General features: G+C 61.0%; 21 protein-coding genes. 16 read left to right on the plus strand and 5 right to left on the minus strand.

Annotated elements, in window-relative coordinates; translation table 11 throughout:
• From H2Z84_RS05425 to H2Z84_RS21445, 3 genes are all read left to right on the plus strand, one after another.
• Positions 1-6687: hemagglutinin repeat-containing protein (locus H2Z84_RS05425; RefSeq protein WP_181835074.1), on the plus strand; the 6687-nt coding region annotated here is incomplete at its 5' end.
• 38 nt (positions 6688-6725) lie between these two features.
• Positions 6726-8474: a tetratricopeptide repeat protein gene (locus tag H2Z84_RS05430; protein ID WP_181835075.1), complete on the plus strand. Its 1749-nt coding sequence runs from the start codon at positions 6726-6728 to the stop codon at positions 8472-8474.
• A complete protein-coding gene (locus H2Z84_RS21445) occupies positions 8471-9121 on the plus strand; it encodes an LbetaH domain-containing protein (protein WP_181835076.1) in 651 nt (216 codons plus the stop codon). Before H2Z84_RS05430 ends, H2Z84_RS21445 begins: the two co-directional genes overlap by 4 nt.
• A gap of 46 nt (positions 9122-9167) precedes the next feature.
• Here H2Z84_RS21445 and H2Z84_RS05440 read toward each other — a convergent pair whose 3' ends face one another.
• Together H2Z84_RS05440 and H2Z84_RS05445 are read right to left on the minus strand one after the other, a co-directional pair.
• Complete coding sequence (locus H2Z84_RS05440; RefSeq protein ID WP_258869302.1) at positions 9168-10172, minus strand: chorismate transformation FkbO/Hyg5 family protein; 1005 nt, start codon at positions 10170-10172, stop codon at positions 9168-9170.
• 76 nt (positions 10173-10248) lie between these two features.
• The gene (locus H2Z84_RS05445; RefSeq protein ID WP_258869303.1) at positions 10249-10932 is read right to left on the minus strand and encodes a phosphatase PAP2 family protein; all 684 of its coding nucleotides are present in this window, start codon (positions 10930-10932) and stop codon (positions 10249-10251) included.
• Between the two features lie 240 nt (positions 10933-11172).
• Between H2Z84_RS05445 and H2Z84_RS05450 the strand changes: the two genes are divergently transcribed.
• The 13 genes from H2Z84_RS05450 to fabG are packed head-to-tail and all read left to right on the plus strand — an operon-like array spanning position 11173 to position 22335.
• Positions 11173-11463, plus strand: a complete 291-nt coding sequence (locus tag H2Z84_RS05450; RefSeq protein WP_181835077.1) for a phosphopantetheine-binding protein — start codon at positions 11173-11175, stop codon at positions 11461-11463.
• Positions 11460-12116: a COG4648 family protein gene (locus H2Z84_RS05455; RefSeq protein WP_181835078.1), complete on the plus strand. Its 657-nt coding sequence runs from the start codon at positions 11460-11462 to the stop codon at positions 12114-12116. Before H2Z84_RS05450 ends, H2Z84_RS05455 begins: the two co-directional genes overlap by 4 nt.
• Positions 12117-12149: 33 nt before the next feature.
• Entirely contained in the window at positions 12150-13496 is a 1347-nt protein-coding gene (locus H2Z84_RS05460) for an AMP-binding protein (RefSeq protein WP_181835079.1), read from the plus strand.
• A 2-nt stretch (positions 13497-13498) separates the two neighbouring features.
• The gene (locus H2Z84_RS05465) at positions 13499-13798 is read left to right on the plus strand and encodes an ApeI family dehydratase (RefSeq protein ID WP_181835080.1); all 300 of its coding nucleotides are present in this window, start codon (positions 13499-13501) and stop codon (positions 13796-13798) included.
• Positions 13795-14718 carry a lysophospholipid acyltransferase family protein gene (locus H2Z84_RS05470; protein ID WP_309545440.1) on the plus strand — a complete coding sequence of 308 codons (924 nt, stop codon included), beginning with the start codon at positions 13795-13797 and terminating at the stop codon, positions 14716-14718. Before H2Z84_RS05465 ends, H2Z84_RS05470 begins: the two co-directional genes overlap by 4 nt.
• 7 nt (positions 14719-14725) lie before the next feature.
• Positions 14726-15313, plus strand: a complete 588-nt coding sequence (locus tag H2Z84_RS05475; protein WP_220272714.1) for a LolA-related protein — start codon at positions 14726-14728, stop codon at positions 15311-15313.
• The gene (locus tag H2Z84_RS05480) at positions 15313-17652 is read left to right on the plus strand and encodes an MMPL family transporter (RefSeq protein ID WP_181835082.1); all 2340 of its coding nucleotides are present in this window, start codon (positions 15313-15315) and stop codon (positions 17650-17652) included. Before H2Z84_RS05475 ends, H2Z84_RS05480 begins: the two co-directional genes overlap by 1 nt.
• Positions 17636-18316, plus strand: a complete 681-nt coding sequence (locus tag H2Z84_RS05485; protein ID WP_181835083.1) for an alpha/beta hydrolase — start codon at positions 17636-17638, stop codon at positions 18314-18316. Before H2Z84_RS05480 ends, H2Z84_RS05485 begins: the two co-directional genes overlap by 17 nt.
• Complete coding sequence (locus H2Z84_RS05490; protein WP_181835084.1) at positions 18313-19116, plus strand: polysaccharide deacetylase family protein; 804 nt, start codon at positions 18313-18315, stop codon at positions 19114-19116. The genes H2Z84_RS05485 and H2Z84_RS05490 overlap by 4 nt, the downstream gene beginning before the upstream one ends.
• Before the next feature lie 54 nt (positions 19117-19170).
• A complete protein-coding gene (locus H2Z84_RS05495; protein ID WP_181835085.1) occupies positions 19171-20364 on the plus strand; it encodes a beta-ketoacyl-[acyl-carrier-protein] synthase family protein in 1194 nt (397 codons plus the stop codon).
• On the plus strand, positions 20361-21155 hold the full coding sequence (locus H2Z84_RS05500) for a beta-ketoacyl synthase chain length factor (RefSeq protein ID WP_181835086.1): 795 nt from the start codon (positions 20361-20363) through the stop codon (positions 21153-21155). The genes H2Z84_RS05495 and H2Z84_RS05500 overlap by 4 nt, the downstream gene beginning before the upstream one ends.
• On the plus strand, positions 21152-21607 hold the full coding sequence (locus H2Z84_RS05505) for a hotdog family protein (protein WP_181835087.1): 456 nt from the start codon (positions 21152-21154) through the stop codon (positions 21605-21607). Before H2Z84_RS05500 ends, H2Z84_RS05505 begins: the two co-directional genes overlap by 4 nt.
• Positions 21608-21615: 8 nt before the next feature.
• On the plus strand, positions 21616-22335 hold the full coding sequence (gene fabG / locus H2Z84_RS05510; RefSeq protein WP_181835088.1) for a 3-oxoacyl-ACP reductase FabG: 720 nt from the start codon (positions 21616-21618) through the stop codon (positions 22333-22335).
• A gap of 41 nt (positions 22336-22376) precedes the next feature.
• Here fabG and H2Z84_RS05515 read toward each other — a convergent pair whose 3' ends face one another.
• Genes H2Z84_RS05515 through H2Z84_RS05525 form a run of 3 tightly spaced genes read right to left on the minus strand, consistent with a single transcriptional unit; the run spans position 22377 to position 24394 of the window.
• Positions 22377-22865 (minus strand): 3-hydroxyacyl-ACP dehydratase FabZ family protein, encoded by a 489-nt coding sequence (locus tag H2Z84_RS05515; protein ID WP_181835089.1) that lies wholly within the window; start codon positions 22863-22865, stop codon positions 22377-22379.
• Positions 22862-24115, minus strand: a complete 1254-nt coding sequence (locus H2Z84_RS05520; protein WP_181835090.1) for a beta-ketoacyl-[acyl-carrier-protein] synthase family protein — start codon at positions 24113-24115, stop codon at positions 22862-22864. Before H2Z84_RS05520 ends, H2Z84_RS05515 begins: the two co-directional genes overlap by 4 nt.
• Entirely contained in the window at positions 24116-24394 is a 279-nt protein-coding gene (locus H2Z84_RS05525) for an acyl carrier protein (protein WP_181835091.1), read from the minus strand.
• Positions 24395-24409: the final 15 nt, after the last annotated feature.

Here is a 24409-nt window from a genome sequence, read left to right on the forward strand (position 1 = left end):
ACCGGCAGTAGTGAAGCGGATAGTGGCAATGCGGTATTACGTGCTAACGGTACGCTGAGCAACAGCGGCACCCTGTATGCCAGCGGCAATATCGACATGGCCGATGCCAGTGGCAATAGCAGCGAGGGCTTCAACAATAGCGGCACGGTGCAGGCGATTGGCAATCTGTCACTGAAAGGCGCTGCTGCCAGCAATACCGCCAGTGGCTGGGTACAAGCGGGTGGCTATAGCAGCCTGCAATTGGCCAGCCTGAACAACGCCGGCAGCTGGCTGCTCTCCACCGGCAGTGGCAGTACGGCAGATAGCGTGAGCCTGAGTGGTGCGCTGACGGATAGCGGCACGCTGCAGTCGGGCCGGGCTTTCAATCTGACTGCGGGCAGTGCGGATATCAGCGGCAAACTGCTGGCTACCGGCGATCTGGGCCTGACACTGGGCGGCACGCTATCCAATGACAGCAATGCCAGCATTCAGTCTGGCGGCACTTTGACGGCCAGCGGTATTACCACGCTGACCAATAGCAGCGGAGCCTTGCTGGCTGGTGACAAGCTGAATGTGAGCGCGGGGACACTGAATAACAGCGGCAATATTCAGGCCGGCACGTCGGCAACCAGCAGCCTGACTGTTAGCAATACCCTGACCAACAACAGCGGTGCGCTGATCAATATGGCTAGCCAGACTGGTGGGGGTGGCACGGTGAGTGCGGGCACCATCAGCAATAGCGGCGCCTTGCAATCGGCAGGTAATTTAAGCCTGTCCCTGGGCAGTGGTGGGCTGAACAATAGCAATACCATTGTGGCTGATCAGACCCTGGCGATCAGTGGCCAGGGCGGTAGCCGCCGCACGATCACCAATAATGGCACCATTCAGGGAAATACCCTGAATGTGACCGCCGATAGCCTGAGCATAGGCAGTGGCAAGTCAGTCCAGTCGCAAGGGGATATGACGCTAGACCTGAACTCGCTGAGTTTTGCCAGTAGCTCGGCGCACATCATTGCTGCGCGTGGTGGTAGTGGCACCGGTACCCTGACCCTGCATTCGGCACTGACTGACAATGCCGGTATTTACTCGCTGGACAATCTGGTACTGAATGCCCCCGGGGTAACGGTGAGCAGCACGGGTGGCATTTCTGCGCTGGGTAATCTGACACTGAATAGCGCTGGTGACATCAGCAACAGTGGTGCACTGTTTGCCGGTAACAATCTGGCAGCCACTGCCAGCGGCTATACCATTACCAACGTTGGCAGCGAAAGCAGCGGGGCAGTGGGCACCATGAATGCAGGAGGCAATCTTGCGCTGACTGCCAGCACCATTACCAATAACAGCACCATCAATGCCAGTGGTGACATCACCCTGACGGCGGCGACCATCAATAATGTCGTGCCAGGTGGTGACAAGCGTGTCTGGGGTGCGGCTTCCAATGATTCCGGCACGGTAGAGACCGGACATGATGATTGCTCTGATTGCGATGGGGCAAACCGTACCCAAACCTGGTATTACCAGCGTACCTGGACGCAGACGCAATACTATGATGCCGCCTATCCGGTGATCGGCGGTCAGGCCACGCCACCCAAGCCACAGATCATCGCCGGTGGAACGCTGACACTGCAGAACTTCAATACCGCCTACAATCTGGCCGGTGTCATTTCGGGCTCGACGGTCAATCTGCAAGGTAATAACGGCTCCACTTTTACCAATGATGATTATTCACTGCAGCAGAAAAATTATCAGCAGACCTGGGAGCATTACATTGACTATATCGCGCAGGGGCCGGCGACCTATACCGACGATTCGGATCATAACGATTCCGGGCCGGTCGTACACAGCACCACGTCGACATACAGCCCAGGTGCCGGCATCTATGCCACCCATTTGAATGGCAATAATTTCAACCTGGTCAACCTGGGTTCGCCATGGTCTGCGGCGACGGGAGCAAACCCGGGGCAAAGCGGCAGCAATGCCACTCAGGCAGGCACGGCCGGTGGTGCCAGCGGTAGTACCGCCACCAATGCCAGCACGACCAGCGCTACCAGCGGCAGTTCTGCCACTAACGCCAGCACCAGCAGTGCGGCTAGCGGTGCAAGCAGCATCAGCTTTGGTGGCATTCACATTACCCTGCCGACCAATCCCAATGGCTACTTTGTTCCCAATACCCAGCCAGGTGCGCATTACCTGATTGAAACCAATCCCTTGATGGGCAATCTGAATGCCGGTTTCGACGGCTCCAACTACATGTTGACTCAGTTGGGCTTCAATCCCGACACGACCCAGACCCGACTGGGCGATGCCAATTACGAGGCCTATCTGATTCAGCAGCAACTGATTGCCCAGACCGGCAGCAACTTGCTCAAGGGCTATCAGAATCAGACTGCAGAGTTGCAAAACCTGATGCAAAACGGTGTGGCCGCCAGCAAGTCGCTGGGGTTGACGTTGGGGCAGGCACCGACTGCACAACAGCTGGCTGGTCTGACGCAGGACATGGTGTGGATGGTTAGCACCACGGTGAATGGCCAGAGCGTACTGGTGCCGCAGGTATTCCTGGCACCGGCCACCATCGCTGGTATCCAGAGCGGGGCAGTCATCGCCGGCAACGATGTCAATCTGAAGGTGAGCAGCCTGAGCAATACCGGTGGCAGCATCAGTGGCAGTCAAAGCTTGAATATCACCAGCAAGGGCGACATCACCAATACCTCGGGTTCGATCAGCGGTGGTGATGTAAGCCTGAACTCCACCGGCGGCAACATTGTCAACCAGACCCTGACCCAGGGCAGTGGTGGTAGCCAGCTATACGCGACCAGTATTGGCAAGCAGGCCGGTATCAGCTCGACCGGCGACCTGAGCCTGACTGCAGCCAAGGACATCAGCAACCTGGGCGCCAATGTGGCTGCCGGTGGCAATGCTAGCCTGAGCGCTGGAGGTAATGTCACTTTCGACACGGTACAAAACACCAATACCAACACCACCCACAGCTCGGAAAGCGGTTTCCTGAGCTCCAGCCGCACAACGACCACCACCACCACCACCCAGCAGATCACGTCGGGTCTGAGCAGCGGCGGTAAGCTGAGTGTCAGCGCTGGTAAGGATGTTACACTGGCAGGCACCAACACGAATGTGGGCGGAGACGCCAATCTGGATGCTGCCGGCAATGTGAATCTGCTGGCACGGGCCAACTCGACCACTACGCATAGCGAAAGCTCCGGCTCGGGTATCGGTGTAGGTGGCGGTCTGTATGGCAGTACCTCTACCGTGACGGACGCCCAGTCCAATCGCAATGTCGGCAGTACCTTGAATGTGGGTGGCAATGCCACGGTCAGTGCAGGGAAAGATGTGACCCTGCAGGGCTCTGCCATGAAGGTAAATGGCGATGCCACGCTTAACGCCACCAATGTGAATGTGCTGGCCGGGCTGGACTCTGATACCAGCCATACCACCACCAAAACCACGACCTTCCTGAGCACCAGCTCTGCCGGTTCATCCGGTGCTTCTGCTAGTTCGGGTTCGTCTGCGTCTTCCGGTGGCGGTCAGGCCAGTGCCGATGCCAGCGCCCAGGCTGGGGCGCAGGCGCAGGGCTCGGCTGGCCTGGTATTGTCATCGACTTCGACGACAACCACGGACACCTTGAATACCCGCCATGTCGCTTCCACCCTGGATGTGGGGGGGAATCTGACGGTCAATGCCAGCAAGGACGTCACACTCAAGGGATCGCAGGTTTCCGCTGGCGGTGATGCCACCATCAATGCCCAGAACGTCAACGTACTGGCAGTGGCGGATGTCTCCACCACCAATACCCACACCTCTACCACTTCTGTTGGTTTCATGGCCAGCAGCGACAACCAGGCTAGTGCCAGTGCCGGGGCCAATGCCTCTGCCAATTCCGGTGGAGCCGGTGCTTCCGGCCAGGCCGGCAAGGGGCAGCTGGGGGGCAGCGTGGGGGCGGATGCCAGCAATCTGAATGCACAGGCGTCGGCAAATGCTCAGGCCAGCGCTTCTTCCAATAATGACCTGACGCTGATGAGCACGACCACCAGCAATACCAATACACTGGATATCACCCATCAGGGCTCAGGTATCAGCAGTGGTGGCAATCTCAATATCAATGCCAGCAACAAGCTGACGACCCAGGGCTCTTCGCTGGGGGCTGGTAATGATCTGAATCTCAAGGCCAAAGACATGTCGTTTGAGGCCGTGAATGATGTGCACCAGGTCAGCAGCAGCAGCAATACCACCTCGGTGGGCTTGTACGCCAATGCCAATGCCAGTGCCAGCGCCAATGCGGATGCCAATGCCAATGGCGCCAATATGTCGGGCAGCGCCAGTGGTTCGGCCCAGGCCTCGGCTGATGCTGGCGTGGGGGTGAAGGTCAACAACACCCAGCAAAGCTCGATTGATGGCTCCACGACCGCAGTGACCTCATCGCTGTCGGCAGGTGGCAATATCAATCGTAATGCCAGCAACAGCATTAACGATGTAGGTACCCAGATCACTGCCGGTGGCGACTTGAACCAGTCGGCCAACACCATTACCAGTCAGGCTGCACGGGATACCACCTATTCCAGCTCCAGCACGACTAGCAATACCGCGACGGTTGGCTTGTTTGCCAGTGCTTCGGCCAGCGCCTCGGCATCGGGTAATGCCAATGGCGGCGTTGGTTCGGGTGGCCTGACCGGGGCAACCAGCAGCGACAGCGATGCATCGGCCGGCGCGGGGGTTGGTATTCGGGCCAGCTATCAGTATCAGCAGGATGGCAGCAGCTCCAGCAGCAGCAATGCCGTGGTATCCAATATCACGGTGGGGGGCAAGGTCAACAGCAGCTCCAAGGGTGCCACTACACTGGAGGGAAGTAATATCAATGCCGGTGGTGACGTGAATCTTGCGGCCGGCTCGCTCAATTACAAAGCGGCCGCCAATACCACCAGCGACAGTTCCACCAGCACCAGTGGCAAGGCACAGGTACAGGTTGCACTGGAAGGTACCGGTACCGGAGCCAATGGTTCGTATGATGGCTCCAAGTCCAGTGCCAGTTCCAGCACTGCGGTGGTGGGGAATATCAGTTCCGGAGGCAAACTCAACATCAGCACCAGCGGAGACACTCGCCTGGAAGGCACAACGCTGAGCTCGGCTGACAGCACCACAATCAAGGCTGGTGGCAATGTCACTGTTGATGCTGCCAAGAACACCAGCAGTTCCAGCAGCAGTGATGCCAATGCATCGCTATCGATTACTGCAGACAAGGGCAGCAAGGGATTCGAGGCTGGTGGCGGATATAGCCAGTCGACCGATAGCAGCAGCACGGCAGTAGTGAGCAGTATCAATGCAGGCACGGGGCTGAATATCACTTCTGGCAAGAACACTACCCTGGTAGGAAGCAATCTGAGCAGTGGCGGTGACGCCAGCATCAGCGCGGGTGGCAACCTCAATCTTCAAGCAGCCCATAGCACGGATAACAGCCAGTCCTTCGGTGTGGATGCCTCTGTTGGAGCCAGTAAGGAAAAATCATCCGAAGGCGGTAGCAACAAAACCAGCAAGAGTGGTGAATTCGCGGTCAGTGGCAATTATTCCCAGTCCAGCAGTGATACCGCCCAGGCCGGCAGCATCAGCTCTGGCGGCAACCTGAAATTGTCATCGGGTGGCAACACCACGCTGGAGGGGACTTCGGTCGCCGCTACCGGACAGGCCAGCGTCGTTGCTGGTGGTAATGTGGATGTCAAGGCCGCCGTCAGCACAGCCAGCAGTGTCGGATTTGATGCATCGATTGGCGGTAGTGTCAGCAAGGAAACCAGCAAGCCGGCAGCTGGCAGCGGCAGTACGGCAGCGAGCAAGCCTGACGCTGCCGCATCGACCACCAAGTCAGACGCCAAGTCAGGCGCCAAGCCAGGTGATACTGCCGCACCGGAAGCGGCCAAGGGCGAAGAAAGCAAGACCGAGACGAAGGCCAATGCCGCGGATAATGGTTTCAGCCTGAATGGTGGCACCAGCAGCTCTGCCCAGGTGGCCAGCCTGCAAGGTGGACGCGGTCTCAGCATCAGCGCCGGTGGCAATGCTTCTTTGGCAGGGACTCAGCTGCAAAGCGGTGGTGATGTCGGCATCCAGGCCGGTGGTAATGTCACCCTGGGAACGGCCAATAGCAGCTCCATCAGCGGTGGTATCGGCGGCGCAGCAGGCAATGGCTCGGCCATGATCAATCAGGCTCAGATCAGTGGTGGGGAAAGCAAGCAGACGGTCAATATCCAGAATGCCGGCAATCTGACGGTCAATGCCGGTGGTGCGGTCAGCCTGCAGGGAACCCAGGCCCAGTCTGATGGCTCGGTGGTGGTGCAGGGGGCGGCTGGTGTGAAATCACAGACAGTGGTGTCCGGTAGCGCCAATGCAGGCTTGACCAATGTCGGTGCTTCCGTCCAGGTGCAAAATGTTCAGTTGCAAGGTGCGGGCAGGACGCTGGTACAGACGGGAGCCAACGGCAGCTTCAGTGCCAGCGTGACGGTACCCGCCAATTTGCCGGCAGGTAGCAAGGTGCAGGCCAGTACCGCAGACGGCAAGCCGCTACCATCCTGGCTCAGTGTTGATCCGGCGAGCGGCAAGATCAGTGGTACGCCGCCCGCTGGCTTCAGTGGCACGCTGCAGGTGAACATCAGCGTGCCGCAGCCGGATGGCAGTAGTAAGCAGGTTCCGTTGACCTTCTCGGCACCCTGATATTCAATCGGCACTATGAGTCAGTTTGGAGAATGCCGATGAATGGCGAAGACCTAGAGCATCTGCTCCGCGTACAGCATGATGCTGTTCACCTGCATCAGGCCGTATTGCATGGTCTGTTGCAGTGTGCTTGGGGGCGGCAACCCTTGTTGTTACCGGCAGACCAGCAGGCCATGCTGGCTGGTCTGCTGGTCCGCTGGGTCGCCCAGGCCACAGTGGATAGCGAGGAGCAGGCTGTTGCGCTGTTGCAGGCGCGCAGTGGTTTGCGACGTCTGGCCGAGGCAAGCGGACTGGATTTGGCCAGCCTGCTATCGCAGGCATTGCTGCCTATGCCTGGCTGCGATCTGGCATCCCTGACACAAAACAGTCGTTACAAGCTGGCTTTGCTGGCGGATGCAGCGCTGCTCTCACCCGCAGCGTTACTGGAATGGGGCCGGCAGGAGCCGGTACTGGCCATGCTGTTTGTCATCCAGGCGCTGGATGTGCAGACCATAGAGCGGCCGGCATGGGTGGCAGTGAACCGGCTGATCGAGGCCCTGCCGGACTTGCCCTTGGCTGACTTGCCACTCAGTGTGCTGAATCCGCTGCAGCAAGCCTGCTTCCGCCTGAGCTATCTGGACAGCCCGCAACGCTACCTGGCCAAGCAAAAACTGGTGGAACAGAGCCGGCATATGCTTGCGTTGCATGATCGCTTGCGGACGCAGTGCCCACTGCCACCGCCGCGCCCACGCCCTTTGTTGCTGGTCGTGGGCGAGGGTTTGCGTGATGGGCATGCCTTGTTCCGCTTTTTTGCCGAACCGATACGAGATCTGCGTAAACATTTTCATGTGGTCTTGCTGAGTGACCATTCGGTCAATAGTGGAAGCGCATCGGAACTGGCGGACGAAATCATCTACTTCGCCAGTAGTGACGACCCGGTGCAGGCTTGGTGCAGGCAAATTGGCGATTTGGCACCCGACATTATTTTCTATCCCGGTATCGGCATGTCTTTTGCCACTTTTACCCTGTCGCAACAGCGACTGGCCCCCCTGCAAGTCGCTTCAATCGGTTGTCCGTCCTCCAGTTGCAGTCCGGTGATTGATGCTACCTTGCTGTTCGAGGGCTTGCAGGCTCCGGCGGGATTGCCCCTGGCTATCCGTTATGACCGCCATCGCTTGCGGCCAGCGCGGCCTGGTGCGGGGGCCGGGAAAGTCCAGGCATCACGTGCAGGGCAAGCCTGTCCCTGCATCGGGATCAACGCCATGGCCATCAAGCTGAATGATGATTTCCTCAGTACGGTGGAAACAATCTTGCAGCGTTATCAGCAGCCTTGCCGGCTGCGTTTCATGCCGAATGTGGATGGGGTGGAGCTGCAGTCACTGATGCGGATGCTGTTATCCCGGTTCCCCGGAGCCGAGGTGCTGCCCTCCATGGGGCACCAGCAATACATGAACGAACTGGCGCAGTGCGACCTGGTCTTGCAAAGCTTCCCGTACGGCGGGGCCAATACCACGACGGATGCGCTTGACTTGCACATACCCGTGGTGGCATTGGGCAGCCCGTGGTTGTCTGGTCAGACCGACTGGCTGTTGCTGCATGACCGCGGAGTATCCGGCCTGTGTACATGGTCGCGCGAGGAGTACATCGAGCTGGCGATGAAATTATTGCAAGACGGCAAATTTGCTAGCGAGGTTCGCCAGCAGTTGCAACAGGCGCAGCAGCCTGATGCACGGAGTTTGCAGGGTGCTGTTTCGGCAGGGGATGCCCTGTGGGCCTTTTGGCAGCAGCATGCCGGGGAGTCGGTGTGAACAGCTCAGTGAAAATCGCCCTGATCGGTAGCGGCGCACTGGCGCTGGAATTGCTGGAAATGTTTGGTCGAGAGCGCTTTGTCGCCGCGTATTGCGATCCGCAATTTGTCGCGGCGGCGCGTATTGATCTGCCGCTTCTTACCAGTTTGTCAGCGTTGGCCCAGGTGGCTACCCACTATGTACTGGCTTTGGCAGATGCAGCAGACCGAACCCGGCTGGAGCAGGCACTGCAGTCCGCCGGCATGCAGCCAGCGCCAGCCCTGATTTTGCCTAGCGCGGTATTGTCACCATCCGCCACTATCGGGGCGGGCAGTGTCATTGGCCATGGTGTGCAGATAGGCTCGCGTTGTCGTGTGGGCCGGCACAACTTTGTCATGCACCATACAGTGATGGGCCATGATTCGTGTACCGGAGACCATGTCGTGCTCTGTCCCGGGGTTTTCGTGTCTGGCTACGTCACTCTGGAAAATGCCGTCACAGTGCAAGCCAATGCGGCGCTGGCCAAGGGGATCACCATCGGCGAGGCTGCCCTGATTGCCCAAGGGGCCTCCTGTTTTCGTTCTGTTCCTGCGGGTATGCAGGCTATTGGCAATCCGGCCCGGATCATCCCCCCTGCCTCACAGGCTCCCATCTGGGAGATCAGCTAGTCTCTACTCTTCCTGATGGCCGCGCCTGCGCTGATCCGGTGCTTGGCTAGCGGGCGGCGAAAGCCTGGGCTTCTATCTCTACCAGCAAGTCGGCGCGGCAGATGTCGGCCTGCACGAACACCACGCGCATGGCTGGACCGATCAGTTGCGCCAGTGTCTGCTGCACGGCCGGGTAGTCGGCGGTGTGACGGATGTAAACGCGATAATCCAGTGCTGCCAGCGTATAGGGCTGACCCTGCTGCTGGTGATTGGCCTGTTCCAGCAGCACCGCGATATTGGCGATGGTCTCGCGGGTCTGGGCAATGACATCTCCGGGGTGCACCGTGCGATGGCCGACAATGCTGGCCGTGCCGGAAATGAACAAGATGCTGTGGTCGCCATTACTGGCCAGTGCCGCGCGGCTGAAGGTAGGGCTGCGGGGGCCGTATTGCTGCGGGTAGGCAAAGGCGCTGACCTGGCGCGGGTTTTCGATGGCTTGTGTCGCTTGCCGTGCCGCCAGAAAGGCAATGGCCAAGGGGCCGTCGGCCACGCCAAGGGCGCAGGCGGCCGGGCTGCTGTCCACCGGGCGGTCAAAGTCGGCAAAGGCCTGGTGGCGGCCGATATTGAATTGCCGGTAGCGTTCCATGCCATGCTCCACGGCATTGATGCGCGGAATATAGTTCCAGACCCGCCACAGGTGGCGACAGCCCTCTGCCTCCAGCAGGGAGAATAACTGTCGGTAAGCCTGCTCGGCCGCGTTCTGCAGGGCGCAGCCGCTATTGTCCGCGAATCGCGCTTCATCCAGGCTGATCACCCCATACAGCAAGTGACCATCGCTGCCAAAGCGAACATCGTGAAACTGTCCGTGGCGCACCGTTTGACTGCTATGCCAGTATTCCTGCAGCGCTTGGGCCGGGCCGGCCAGCAGTGGTGTCAATACCTGCAGCACCGGCCAGGGCTGGGTGCTGCTGCCACCCTGGCCAAGCAGGCTGGCACCCAGCACATGGGTGGCGGCTGGTAGCGGGGCGGTCGAGTCGGAAGAGTAAAACTGCAGGCGGGTGTCTGGGCTCATGGTGCAAGCTTATCGCGGTAACGGCTCAATGATGGATGTGCAAGAGGGCCGCGCATTGGGCGAAGCCGCTCCGGTGTTATGTTTTATCGTTCTGCCAGAGGCGGCTGGCATGCGCTTGCAGCCTACAGGCCCAGGCCGAAGCCAGGCCCAGCAGGGTGCCGCCCAGCACGTCAAGTGCCACATGCTGCTTGACCGCCATGGTGGAGTAGGCAATGGCCAGGCACCAGCCGAGATTGAGCCATCGCCAGGCGGAATGCCACTGCAGCAGGCGCAGCCGCCAGTGCAGCCACACGGCCGAGAACACGGCGGTGGCAACATGCAGCGAGGGAAAGGCATTGCCGGCGGTGTCGACATTTTTCAGGAAAGCCACGGCCGGGTAGTGCGTCCAGTCGATATCCGGCGGAGCGATGGCATTGGGCCAGCAGTAAAAAACCGCCAAGCCCAGCAGGCAGGGCAGTGCCACGCGCCAGCCATAGGCCACGATTTCCCGCCGCGAGTTCATCAATACCGGTGGCAGTGAAACATAGCCCCACAGCGACAGATAGACCGGCAAGGCCCAGGGCTGAAAACTGACGAGTGCATCCAGCCGGCTTGCCGGGACAATGGTTACCGGCGAGGCCGGATGCCGTAGCAGATAAACATAGGCGACAAAAAATACCAGGGTAAAACCCATGGTGCCGAACATCTTGAACCAGAAACGGGTCAGTACCGTCTGCAGAATGCCGGCTTTGCTGCGGCTGTTTGTCGCGGCCTCGTTCAAAACACCTCCTTGATATCGCTGGGATTAGCTGCTTTTGTCGTGTGGCAAGCAGGCAGGCATATTGTTATACTCGCGCTTCATTATTTTTGCCGCTGGTAATGCCTGTTGCGCCCCTGTGAAAGTGCGGCGCCAATCAACATCTTGCGCAGGCTGCTTAATTTGAGCGGCGATGATACCGAAACTGTGTGACATTGGCGATTACCGGCAATTTCCTCAAACCTGACACGATTATTGCAAATCATGGAACAACAACCCTCCGCACATAACGAGCCGGATCTGGCGCTGGAAAGCGAAATCGCCAGCTTGATTGTTTCCGCGCTGAATCTTGACATCGCACCGGCTGATATTGTTCCGGACGCGCCTTTGTATGGCGATGAATTGGGTATTGATTCGATCGACATCCTGGAAATAGCGCTGGTCATGTCGAAGCAATATGGCGTACAGATGAAGGCGGATAACGAAGATAATTCCACCATTTTTGCCTCGCTGCGCAAATTGGCGGCTTATATTCGCGAGCATCGCAGCAAATGACCGGGCTGTGGCGCAATTTGCGCCTGGCTTTGCTGGCTGTCGTCGGACTAGTGTATGTGGTACTGGATTATCTGGCTTCTTCTTCGCCCCATCCCCCGGCTTATGCCGTGGTGTTGGGCGCAGCCCCATTGACCATGGCCTTGCTGGGGGCCAGCTGGAATTCCTCTTTCCGCCTGCCGGCGATGCTGCTGTGTCTGGGGGGCCTGCTGGCGATTGCGCTCAATCTTCAGCAATTGCTGGCTCATGCTGCCTGGTTTTACCTGTTGCAGCATGCGGGAATCATGACTGCGCTGGGCATCATGTTCGGTCGCACGCTGGGTTCGCATGAATCAGCCCTGTGCTCGCGTATTGCCAAAATCGCCATCGCCGCGCCGCTGGATGCCGCTTACTTCCGTTATACCTGGAAGGTGACACTGGCCTGGACCATCTATTTCGCGGTATCGACGCTGTTGTCGCTGTCCTTGTTCGCGCTGGCTCCGCTGGCCTACTGGGCGCTGTTTGCTGCGGTACTGACCCCCTTGTCGCTGGGGCTGATGTTTGGTGGCGAGTACCTGGTGCGCCAGTTTGCCTTGCCGGATAGCCCGCCCTTCAGCATTGCCCAGACCATCCAGTCCTACCGAAAATACACGCAGTGCCGCAATGCCGCTGACTAAAGCCACGTTGTCGCAGTTCATACTGATCTGTCCATGACCCTGATACCACTTCTTCCCGCTAGCGATAGCAGCGCCCCGTTTGCCTTCCACAATGGCGTCAGCATCGACCGGGCTACCTTTTACCGTCAAGTGCTGACACTGGCCGCCGCGCTGCCTGAGCGCGAGCGAGTGCTGAATATGTGTACCGACCGCTACTGGTTTGCGGTGACACTGTTTGCCGCCATCGCCCGTGGCATGCTGACCGTGCTGCCCAACTCCGCCGCGCCAGAGCATATCGCTGCGGTGGCGGCGGTGCAGCCAGGGCTGTTGGTGCTGGGCGATCAGCCGCAGAACCCGCTGGAAGCCTTGCCGTATTTCCGGGTGGATATCTTGCCGGCTGACCCGGCGCAGGATGTCGCCGCCATGCCGCAGATTCCCTTTGAGCAGCGCGTGGCCTGCATGTACACCTCTGGCTCTACCGGTGCGCCGATGCCGCACTTCAAGACCTTTGGCCGCCTGCAACTGGCGATCCTGGCGGGGGCCGAGCGAGTCTGGGGCGTGGCCGGTGCGGCCTGCTCGGTGGTGGGGACGGTGCCGATCCGGCATATGTATGGCTTGGAATCCAGTGTATTGCTGCCCATTCTGGCTGGTGGACGGATGTCGACGCGGATTCCGTTTTTCCCTGCCGATATCGCCAGCGCACTGGCCGAGCTGCCTGCACCGCGCCTGTTGGTGATTACTCCGTTTCATCTGCGCAAATTGCTGGAGGCCGGCATTGTGCTGCCCGACATCGCCGTGGTGCTGTCGGCCACCGCGCCGCTATCGACCGAACTGGCGGCCCAAACCCGCCGCCAGCTGGCTTGCCCGATTCTGGAGATCTATGGCTCGACCGAGACCGGCCAGGTGGCGACCCGTCAGCCTGATCTGGAGAGCGGCTGGCAGACCTTGCAAGGCATTACGCTGGAGCAGCGTGATGATGAGGTATGGGCGGTGGGGGAGGTCTATGAAACACCGCAGATGCTTAACGACACGGTCGAGCTGCATGACGCCCGCACCTTCCGCTTGCTGGATCGCAAGGCCAATATGATCAATGTGGCTGGCAAGCGCAGCTCGCTGTCTTTTCTCAATGCCGCGCTGACCGGTCTGCCCGGCGTGGTGGATGGCGTGTTCTGTCTGCCCGAACGCCAGGACGGGGAAGAGGTCGAACGGCTGGTGGCTTTTGTGGTGGCCCCTGCGCTGGATCGCAGCACCATTCTGGCCGGTTTGCGGCAGCATGTGGATTCGGTCTTCCTGCCGCGCCACATCGTGTTTGTCGATGTGCTGCCGCGTGATGGCAATGGCAAGATTCTGGCCCGCACGCTGCAGGCGCTGCTGGCACAACATCTTCCTGGACGGAGCTAGCCATGCAATACGCCACGCTCAGTATTCCCGCTGATCATCCGGCTTATGCCGGGCATTTCCCAGGTCGTCCCATCCTGCCCGGCGTGGTGCTGCTGGATCAGGCCCAGCTGGTCATTGAAAAAGCCTGCGGCGTATTGCTGGGCGGGCTGTCGCTGGCCAAGTTCCACAGCCCGGTGACGCCGGGTGAGGGCCTGCACATCGCATACCGGCAAGACGCTGCCATGGTGGTGTTCACCATCTTGCATGGCGAACGCAAAGTGGCCGATGGCAAGTTCATCATCACGCCGGAGCCGCTGGCGTGAGTGATCCCGCCGCCACCCCATCGCCAGACCGCCCGCTGTGGATGCGGCAGCGCGAGCGTGGCAACCGCTTCTGGCTGCGCGTCATGTCCGGCTTGTCCTGTCTCTTGGGGCGGCGCTGTTCGCGGCTGGTGCTGTATGGCATTGCGTTTTATTTCATGCTGTTTGCCAGCAAGGCGCGCCAGGCTTCGCGCAGCTACCTGAGCCGCTGCCTGGGGCGGCCCCCGCACTGGCGCGAGATTTACTGCCATGTGCTGAGTTTTGCCAGCACCATCCACGACCGGGTGTATCTGCTGCGCGACCGTTTTGACGACTTCCAGATCGACCTGTCCGGCGTGGATGCGCTGCATCATCACTGCGATAGCGGGCAGGGCGTGCTGTTGTTCGGCGCGCATCTGGGCAGTTTCGAAGTCTTGCGTGCCATGGCACGCAGCCGGCCTCAACTGCAGATGAGCATGGCGATGTATCCGGAAAACGCCCGGCAGATCAATCAGGCGCTGCAGGCCATCAACCCGGCTGCGGCACCGGACATCATTGCGCTGGGCACCATGGACGCCATGCTCAAGGTGCACCAGCGGCTGGAGGACGGGGCGCTGGTGGGCATTCTGGCTGACCGCGCCGCCGGCCCCGACCACTATCTCAGCCGCCAGCTACTGGGTGCGCCGGCCCGTTTCCCCAGTGGTCCTTTCCGCATGGCGGCGATGTTGCGCCATCCGGTGTATTTCATGGCCGGCATCTATCTGGGTGGCAATCGCTACCGTGTGCATTTCGAGCTGCTGGAGGATTTCTCCACCGTGACGCGGCAACAGCGCGCAGCAGCGGGCGAGGCATTGCTGGACAAGTATGTTGCAGCGCTGGAGCGGCATTGCCGCGCCTACCCGTTCAACTGGTTCAATTTTTACGATTTTTGGGATGAAAGCTAGACAGACCATGCGTGTAACCATCATGAGCAAGACCCTGGGCGGACTGCTGTTGCTGTTGGCTGCCAGTTGCAGCCTGGCGGCGGATTGGTCGCTGGCAGATCTGATGCAGCAGCTGGGCCAGAAAAAGGCCGGCACGGCCACCTTTGTGGAAAAGAAGTACATTGCCATGCTGAAGCAGCCGCTGGAGTCATCCGGCGAGCTGGCCTTTACTGCGCCCGACCGGCTGGAAAAACGCACGCTCAAACCCAAGCCGGAAGCCGTGGTACTGGAAGGCAACAAGCTGACGCTGGAGCGCAGCGATGGCCGCAAGATGAGCGTTAACCTGGCGGATCGCCCGGAAGTGTCGGCCTTTGTCGAAAGCGTGCGCGCCACGCTGTCTGGCGATCGCAGTGCGCTGGAGCGCTATTACAGCGCCGCGCTGTCTGGCGGCAGCGAGCAGTGGCAGCTCAACCTGACCCCGCTGCAGCCACGCATGCAGAAAGTGATCAGCCAGATCCGCATCGGCGGTGGCCACGCCCAGGTGCGGACCATCGAATTCCTGCAGGCTGATGGCGACCGCTCGGAAATGACCATTACCAGTACCAGCACCAAATAATGAAGATTCGCCTCCATAAACTGGCGCTGGGCTTGTGGCTGGCGCTGATGCTGGGCTCGGTGCTGGTGATCAGCCAGACCCGTTTCGTGGCCGACCTGTCCGCCTTCATGCCCAAGCTACCCAGCGCGCGCCAGCAAATGCTGATCGACCAGCTGCGCGATGGCGCCATCGCCCGCATCGTGCTGGTGGGTATCGAAGGCGCGGACGAGGCCGAACGCGGCCGGCTGTCCCGCTTGCTGGTAAGCAAGTTGGCACATAACCCGCGCTTTACCTCGGTACAGAACGGCGATGCCCAGACCCAGCAGCGCGATCAACGCTATTTCTTTGACAACCGCTACCTGCTCAGCCCCGCCGTCACCCCGCAGCGCTTTACCGCGCCCGGTTTGCACGAGGCCATTCAGGGCACGCTGGATGCCATGTCGGGCGATGCCGGGCTGATCGTCAAGAAAATCCTACCCCGCGATCCCACTGGCGAAACCCTGCAAATCCTCGATCAGTTCATTGGCGAAAGCCAGCCTGCCAGCAGCGACGACATCTGGGTGTCGCGTGATGGCAAGCGGGCGGTGCTGCTGCTGCAGCTGAGCGAGTCCGGTCTGAATACCGATGCCCAGGCGGCAGCGCTGGAAGACGTGAAACAGGCTTTTGCCAGCCTGTCCGGCCGTCATGCTGACAGCCGGCTGGTGATGAGTGGCACCAGTGTCATTTCGGTGGCCTCGCGCAACATCATCCAGAGCGAAGTGGAGCGGCTGGCCATCATGGGCAGCCTGCTGGTGGTGGCGCTGTTGCTGCTGGTGTATCGCTCGCTGCCGCTGCTGCTGCTGGGACTGATTCCGGTGGTATCCGGTGCGCTGGTGGGCATTGCCAGCGTCAGTCTGGGCTTTGGCCATGTGCATGGCCTCACCCTGGGCTTTGGCACCACGCTGATCGGCGAGGCGGTGGACTACTCGATCTACCTGTTCATCCAGCGTGCCGGAGGCAAGAATCCTTCCCATTTCTGGCGCACCATGCGGCTGGGGGTGCTGACTTCGGCCACTGGTTTTGCCGCCTTGATGTGCTCCAGTTTCCCCGGCCTGTCACAGCTGGGCCTGTACTCCATCAGCGGCCTACTGACGGCGGCGCTGGTCACCCGTTACATTCTGCCCGGTTTGATGCCGCAGCAACTGAATCTGCGCGACTTGCAGCGTCCGGGCCTGTTGTTGCAAAAGATTCTGGATGGCCTGACCCGGCTGCGCTGGCTGATGGCCGTGGCCTTGCTGGCGGCGGTGGCGGTGCTGGTCTTGCATCAGCAGGATATCTGGAGCCGCCAGCTCAATGCACTTAGCTCCACCTCGGCCGCACAAAACAAGCTGGATGCCGAGCTGCGTGGTGATCTGGGTGGCAACGACATGCGCTATGTCGCCAGCTTCAGCGCGCCGGATCAGCAGACTGCGCTGCAGCTGGCCGAACGCACCCGTGCGGTATTGCAGCAGCTAAGCCGGCAAAACATCATCGGCGGCTTCCACAGCCCGGACGAACTGTTGCCCAGCATCGCCACGCAGCGGGCACGGCAGGCCAGCCTGCCAGCGCCGGCGGAGGCCGAGCGACGCCTGCGCCTGGCCTTGCAGGGCATGCCGCTGGAGGCTGATCAGTTATCGGGCTTTCTGGCCGACCTCGAGCGTGCCCGCAGCCAGCCGCTATTGCAGCGGCAAAGCCTGCAAGGCAGTGCGGCCAGCGTATTGCTGGACTCCATGCTGATCCGCCGGGCGGATAGTTATCTGGTGCTGCTACCGCTGAAGCCAGCCAGCGGTGAAACCATTGCCCTGGACAAGGTCCGGGCAGCGCTGGCGGCGCAGCAGCTGGGCCAAGTGACGGTGATTGACCTCTTGGAAGAAACCACCGCCATTTTCGATAGCTACACGCACGAGGCGCTGTTGTTCTCCTCGCTGGGCAGCCTGGCCATCCTGCTGTTGCTGTGGGTGAGTTGCGGCTGGCGGCAGGCGGTGCGCGTCACCATTCCGCTGGGCTGTGCCGTGCTGTGCACGGTGGCCATTCTGGACGCCTGCGCTATCCAGCTGACCATACTGCATCTGGTAGGCCTGCTGCTGGTGGTGGCCATCGGCTCCAACTACGCATTGTTCTTTGCCAACAAGCAGCAACTGGGCAGTGATGCCGAGCAGCGGCAGGTTGAGATATCGCTGGTGGTGGCCAATCTGGCTACGGTGACCAGCTTTGGCTTGCTCGGCAGCTCCAGCGTGCCGGTGTTGTCCTTCATCGGCAGCACGGTGGCGATTGGCGCACTGTTGGCGCTGGTGTTCGCCGCCATGATGGCCAGGATAGGTCCCCGTGCGCTGCCTCGCTGACGCCTACCACGCGGACCACCGCGCCGACACGCTGCTGGTGCTGTTGCCACCAGCCAAAGCCAGCCTGGAAGACATGCTGGCGCAGGGCATGGTGGCCGCCGTGCGCGAACTGGGGTTGGCGCTGGACATCTTGCTGGCCGATGTAGGTTATCAACAGGTGATGGCAGGTACGGTAGCCAGCACACTGCAGCAGGAAGTCATCCTGCCAGCGCGCCAGCAGGGCTATGCTGCCATCTGGCTGGCCGGGATTTCGCTGGGTGCCTTCAATGCACTGCATTACGCTGCCGTGCATGGCGAGCAGCTGGCAGGCATCAAACTGTTGGCACCCTATCCCGGCACGGCAGATATCTTGCAGGAAATCCGCGCGGCAGGTGGCCCGCAGCGCTGGGCGGCTGATCCGGATTGTTCCATGCAGGATGAGCGCCGCTGGTGGCACTGGCTGGCCATGTCAGGGGAGAGAGCAGGCTGTCCGCTATGGCTCAGCCTGGCTGCGGAGGATCGCTTTGCCGCCGGACAGGACATGCTGGCCAGCCTGCTGCCGCCAGCACAGGTCCGCCGCACGGCAGGAGACCACAGCTGGCCGGTGTGGCGCGCGCAGTGGCAGCACTGGCTGCTGCACGGGCCTTTGTCCGGCAAGCCAGCCGCCACCATGGAGGACAGATGATGCTGACGCGGCTTTCCCCGTTTCTGAAATATTGCCTAGCCTTGCATGGTGTGGCCTTGCTGGCGCTGTGTGTCATGCCGCAGCACTGGCTGCTGTTATTGCTGCTGCTGGTGTTGCTGCACGGGCTTATTGCCCTGGCTGGCTTGTTGCCGCGCTGCAGCCTGCTGGGGCCCAATCTGAGCCGGCTGCCGGCGTCCTCCATCCGCCGTGGCGAGGTGGCCATTACCATCGATGATGGGCCGGACCCGGCGGTGACGCCGGCGGTGCTGGACATCCTGCGCCAGTACGGGGTGAAGGCCACTTTCTTTTGTATTGGCGAACGGGCAGCACAGTATCCCGCGCTATGCCGTCAGGCTGCGCTGGATGGCCATGCGGTGGAGAACCACGGCCAGCGCCATCGCAAGCAGACATCGCTGTTTGGTGTGGCCGGATGGCAGCGCGAGGTGGGAGAGGGCAGGGCCACCTTGCAGGCCATTACTGGCCAGTCCACGCGGTTTTTCCGCCCGATTGCCGGCTTGCGCAATCCCTTGCTCGAGCCGGTGTTGCAGCGTGAGGGTTTGTTTCTTGCGAGCTGGACCCGGCGTGGCTATGATACGCGCGTCCACGATCCCGAGCTGGTCTACACCAGGCTCCTTCGCAATCTGGCGGCAGGCGATATACTGCTGCTGCACGATGGCAACGCCGCCCGCACTGCGGACGGCACGCCGCTGATTCTGGCCGTACTGCCGCGTTTGCTGGAGGAGCTGGCCAGACGCAAGTTGCAGGCGGTCACACTGCCTCAGGCATGCCAACCGGACTGACCGGTTGCTGCTGCCTGCCTTTTCGCTAACCCAAGCTGACTCGTCCCGTCGTTTATGCAAGCAATCAGACTTAGTGCCTATACCCTGACCTCTGCCTTGGGCAGCGGGTTGGATGCCCATCTTGCCGCCCTGCGTCAGCAACGCGGCGGCATCGTGAAAAAACGCTGGGAAACGGTGGATTTCGATGTCTGCATCGGCGAAGTGGCCGGTCTGGACGATGTACAGCTGCGGCCGGCGCTGCAGCACTACGACTGCCGCAACAACCGCCTGGCGCAGCTGGCACTGGAGCAGGATGGCTTTGTTGCCAGCGTGCAGGCGGCCGTGGCGCGCCATGGTGCCGGTCGTGTTGGCGTGTTTCTGGGCTCCAGCACCTCGGGCATTCTCAGTTCGGAGCAGGCTTACCGCCAGCGCGATGCGCAAACGGGGGCCTTGCCGCCCGGGCATCGCTATCGCGAAACGCATAATGCGTATTCCGTGGCGGACTTCGTCCGGCAATTTTTCGCACTGAGCGGCCCGGCCTGTGTGGTATCCACCGCCTGTTCCTCCAGTGCCAAGGTGTTTGGTACCGCCCAGCGCATGCTGGCTGCCGGGCTGATCGATGCCGCCATCGTCGGTGGTGTGGATACCCTGTGCCTGACCACCATTTATGGATTTTCCTCGCTGCAACTGGTGTCGCCCAAGCCTTGCCGTCCTTTTGACGGCGAACGTGACGGCATCTCCGTGGGCGAGGGCGCCGCCTATGCCTTGCTGGAACGTGCCGACCTGGCGCAGCCCGGTGACATCCTCTGCACCGGCATCGGCGAAAGCAGTGATGCCTATCATATGTCCTCGCCTCATCCGCAAGGCTTGGGTGCGCGGGCGGCAATGGAGCAGGCCCTGCGCATGGCGGGACTGCAAGCGGCCGATATCGGTTATATCAATCTGCATGGCACGGCCACGCCCAGTAATGACGCAGCGGAAGGAGCGGCGGTGCTGTCGCTGTTCGGTGAGCAAACGCCCTGTAGTTCCACCAAAGGCCATACCGGCCATACCCTGGGCGCTGCCGGTGGCATCGAGGCGGTGTTCAGCGTGCTGGCGCTGCGCGAGGGCTTGCTGCCCGGCGGTGTCGGCACCCAACAAGTGGATGCGCAGCTGCCGTGCAACTACCTGCTGCAAACGCTGGAACAGCCTTTGCAGCATGTCTTGAGCAATTCTTTCGGTTTTGGCGGCAGTAACTGCAGCCTGGTATTTTCGCGGGTGGATGCATGAGTACGGTAACGGTTTATCTGCAGGGACTGAGCGTTCTTGGCCCGGGCATGCCTGACTGGAGTGCGGCGCAGCCCTGTCTGCTGGGGCAGCAAGCTCATGTGGCGGCCGCGGTGGTGTTGCCGCCGGCACAGGCCTTGCCGGCGACCGAACGCCGCAGGGTAGGCGCGGCGGTCAAATTGTCGATGGCGGTAGGCCTGGCGGCGGTGGCGGATGCGGCTGCCGATGCCGCTCAGCTGCCCAATATCTTCAGCTCTACCGGTGGGGATTGTGAAAACTGCCACAGCCTGCTGGATGTGCTGGCTTCGGATGAGCGGCTGATTTCGCCCACCCGTTTTCATAACTCGGTACACAATGCGCCGGCTGGTTACTGGGGGATTGCCACCGGCTGTACTGCAGCGTCCACCAGCCTGTGCGCCTATGACGCCACCTTTGCCGCCGGTTTGCTCGAGTGCGCCACTCAGGCACTGAGCGGCGCCCAGTCCTGTTTGCTGGTGTCTTTTGACACCGCTTATCCCGAGCCGCTGTATGCGCAACGGCCGATTCCCTATCCGATGGGTGTGGGCATGGTGCTCAGCCCGCAAGCCAGTGCCGCCAGCAAAGCCAGGCTGCAGCTTGCCTTGACCCAGGAGCCGGCGACCACCATGCAGGATGTCGGCCTGGAGCAATTGCGCCTGAGCATTCCATCCGCCCGCAGCCTGCCGCTGTTACAGCTGCTGGCCAGTGGGCAGCCGGGACGGGTGGTGATCGATTATCTGGATGACTGCCGCCTGGCGATCGAGGTGGCGGCATGATGGACCGCACGGCGATTGCGGCCCGTATTCCGCACCAGGGCAGCATGTGTCTGCTGGATGGGGTAGAGCGCTGGGACAGTGAGCAAATCGTCTGCTTCAGCCGCAGTCATTTGCTGGCAGACAATCCCCTGCGTGCGGCTGGCCGGCTTGGCATTGCCAATGCCATCGAATATGCCGCCCAAGCCATGGCCTTGCATGGCGCGCTGCTGGCTGGCGATGCCGCAGCCGCCCGTGCCGGCTATCTGGCCAGTGTGCGCGAGCTGCGCTGGCACTGCCAGCAGCTGGACACGCTGGACGCGGCCTTGTCCATCCATGTGCAGCGCCTGTCGGGCAATGCAATCACCGCCATGTATCAGTTCGAACTGGCGGCTGCCGGCAGTGTGTTGGCAAGCGGTCGCCTCAGCGTGGTGCTGGATGCAGCCGCGCTGGCTCCCCGCCTTACTTCTTCTTGAGTCCTGTCATGAAACGAGCCCTTATTACCGGCGGTAGCGGTGCCATTGGTGCCGCCATCTGCCAGCGTCTGGCCAGCGATGGCTTCCATGTCATCATCCACGCCAACCGCAATCTGGCCGCCGCACAAAACCTGTGTCAGTCGCTACTGGCCGAGGGCCACAGTGCCGAGGCAGTGCAGTTCGATGTCGCCGATGCCGCTGCCAGTCTGGCCGCGCTGGAAGGGCTGCTCGAGCAAGGGCCGGTGCAAGTGTTGGTCAATAATGCCGGCATTCACGATGACGCTGTATTCCCCGGTATGCAGGCGGCGCAATGGCATAGGGTAATTGATGTCTCGCTGCATGGTTTCTTCAATGTCACCCAGCCCTTGACCATGCCGATGATCCGCACCCGCTGGGGGCGCATCATCAATATCACCTCGGTGGCGGCGCTGGCTGGCAATCGTGGCCAGACCAACTATGCGGCGGCCAAGAGTGCGCTGCACGGCGCAACCAAGTCGCTGGCGCTGGAGTTGGCCAGCCGCGGCATTACCGTCAATGCGGTGGCACCGGGGATTATCGAGTCGGCCATGAGCAAAGATGTGTTCGACAAGGATATGGTGGCGCAGATGGTGCCGATGAAACGGGTAGGAAAACCGGAAGAAGTGGCCAGCCTGGTGGCCTTTCTGGCGTCGGAACAGGCCGCCTATATCAGTGGCCAGGTGATTTCCATCAACGGCGGCATGTTGTAGCAGCGGCAAGCGCACTGCGCTTGCCATGCTGTGCCCTATGGCTAGCCGTTGAGCTGCAATTGCGTGCGCGGCGTATAAGCCAGCGCGATCTCCAGCTTGGCGACTTCGCTATCGGCCACCTTGACCTGGGCATTCACCTGCACCAGCAAGGGGGCCACCTGGCGGCACTGGATGAAAAACTCCACGGCGCAATCCGGCAGCACCGCTTGCTTGAACCAGCAATTGCGCACGGCAGCCAGTACCCCGACTGAATCCTGCGGCAGCGTCTTGACGTATGGGTCACCGGCCAGCAGGCCGGCTCCGGCAAATTGCGCCATCGACTCGATCAGCATCACGCCCGGCACGATGGGCAGACCGGGGAAATGACCCTGGATCACCGCATTGTCGCGTGGCCAGCAGGCCGTGCCATGAAACTGGTGCGGCCCTTCGATGCACAGCTGCTCGCACACGAAAATCGCCCCGCGATGCGGCAATATCTGCTGGATATCGTCGCGTTGCAGCAACATCGGGTAGTGGTATTCCTGGGTCATGCGTGATGACGTCGGGCCACCAGCGAGGCATTGCTGCCGCCGAAGGCAAAGGAATTGGACATGATGGCCTCCACCTGGCAGCCATGTCGCGCGTGCTGCGGGATGAAGTCAAGATCGCAGCGCGGGTCTGGTGTATCGAGCGTGGCGGTGGGGGGCAGCGAACCGCTGTTCATCGCCATCACCGCCAGGGCGAACTCCAGAATGCCGCTGGCACCGATCAGGTGACCATGCATGGACTTGGTCGAGCTGATGGCCAATTGTTGCAGCGCATCGCCGAACACACTGCGGATGGATTCTGTTTCCACCACATCACCGGCCTCGGTGGCGGTACCGTGAGCATTCAGGTACTGGATGTGCTGCGGCTGCAAGCCGGCATCAGCCAGCGCCTGTTGCATGGCAAAGACCTGTTCCGCACTGGAGGGCGCAGTCAGGTGGGCGGCGTCGCTGCTACGGCCATAACCGCACAGCTCGCCCAGCGCCGGCTGTTGCCGGGCTTGGGCGCGTGCGGCACTTTCCAGTACGATGGCCGCGCCACCTTCGCCCAGTACGAAACCACTGCGATCCTGCGAGAAGGGGCGGCAGCTGCGCGCCGGGTTGTTCGCATCAGGCTTGGCCATCACGCGCAAGGCATTCCAGGCCAGCAGTGAGCCAGGCGTCAGCATGGCTTCACATCCCACCACGATGGCGGCATCCAGATAGCCATCCCGGATGGCGTGGAAAGCTTCACCAATGGCAATGGCGGAGGAGGCACAGGCGACAGAATAGGTATTGCTCGGCCCGTTCAGGCCGTAAGTCATCGAAATGGCAGCGGCAGCGGCATTGGCCATCATGCGTGGCACTGATAGGGGATGGACCACGGTCGGATTGCGCTTGCCCTCGCTTTGGACGGCCGACTGAAAGCGCTCGTACAGGCCATCCACGGTGTGGGCTCCGCCAAAACCGATACCGACAAATACGCCGAAACGGCGGGCATCGCCTGGCTGCGGGGTGATGCCCGCCGCGCTCATCGCTTCGCCCGCGGCTACCAGGGCAAACTGACTGGCGCGGTCGAGCGAGGCATGTTTGGCATCCAGCATGGTGTGCGGCTCGGCGGCGGCACGTGCCAGCAGCACATTGGGCAGCCACTTGGCGATGTCGGCAGATGCTGGGCCGATGGCGCAATCACCGGCCAGTGCCCGGGCGAAACTGCCGGGCAGGTCGGCCCCCAGCGGGCTGATGGCACCCATGCCGGTAATCAGGACCTTGGTCAATTACTTGCCCGCCTCAAGATTGAACGCGGGTAGTTCGCCATTATTGTGTTCGCGAATGGCTTTTTCGATATCGTCCAGCATTTCGCGGAAAGCCATTTTCGGATAACGGCTAGGGTCGGGGAGCTGGAAGCCGCAGCGATCTTCGATTTCGAACAGCATCTCTACCATGTCCAGCGAATCCAGCCCCAGTGCCGATACTTGCAGGGCAGGGTCACTAAACAACGCCGGATCTTTACCCTTGGTATTGATCAGATAGTTTTTGATGATTTCTTCTAGCATAAGCATCCAGTCCAG

Source organism: Aquitalea aquatica, assembly GCF_013911085.1.
Lineage (GTDB): Bacteria > Pseudomonadota > Gammaproteobacteria > Burkholderiales > Chromobacteriaceae > Aquitalea > Aquitalea aquatica.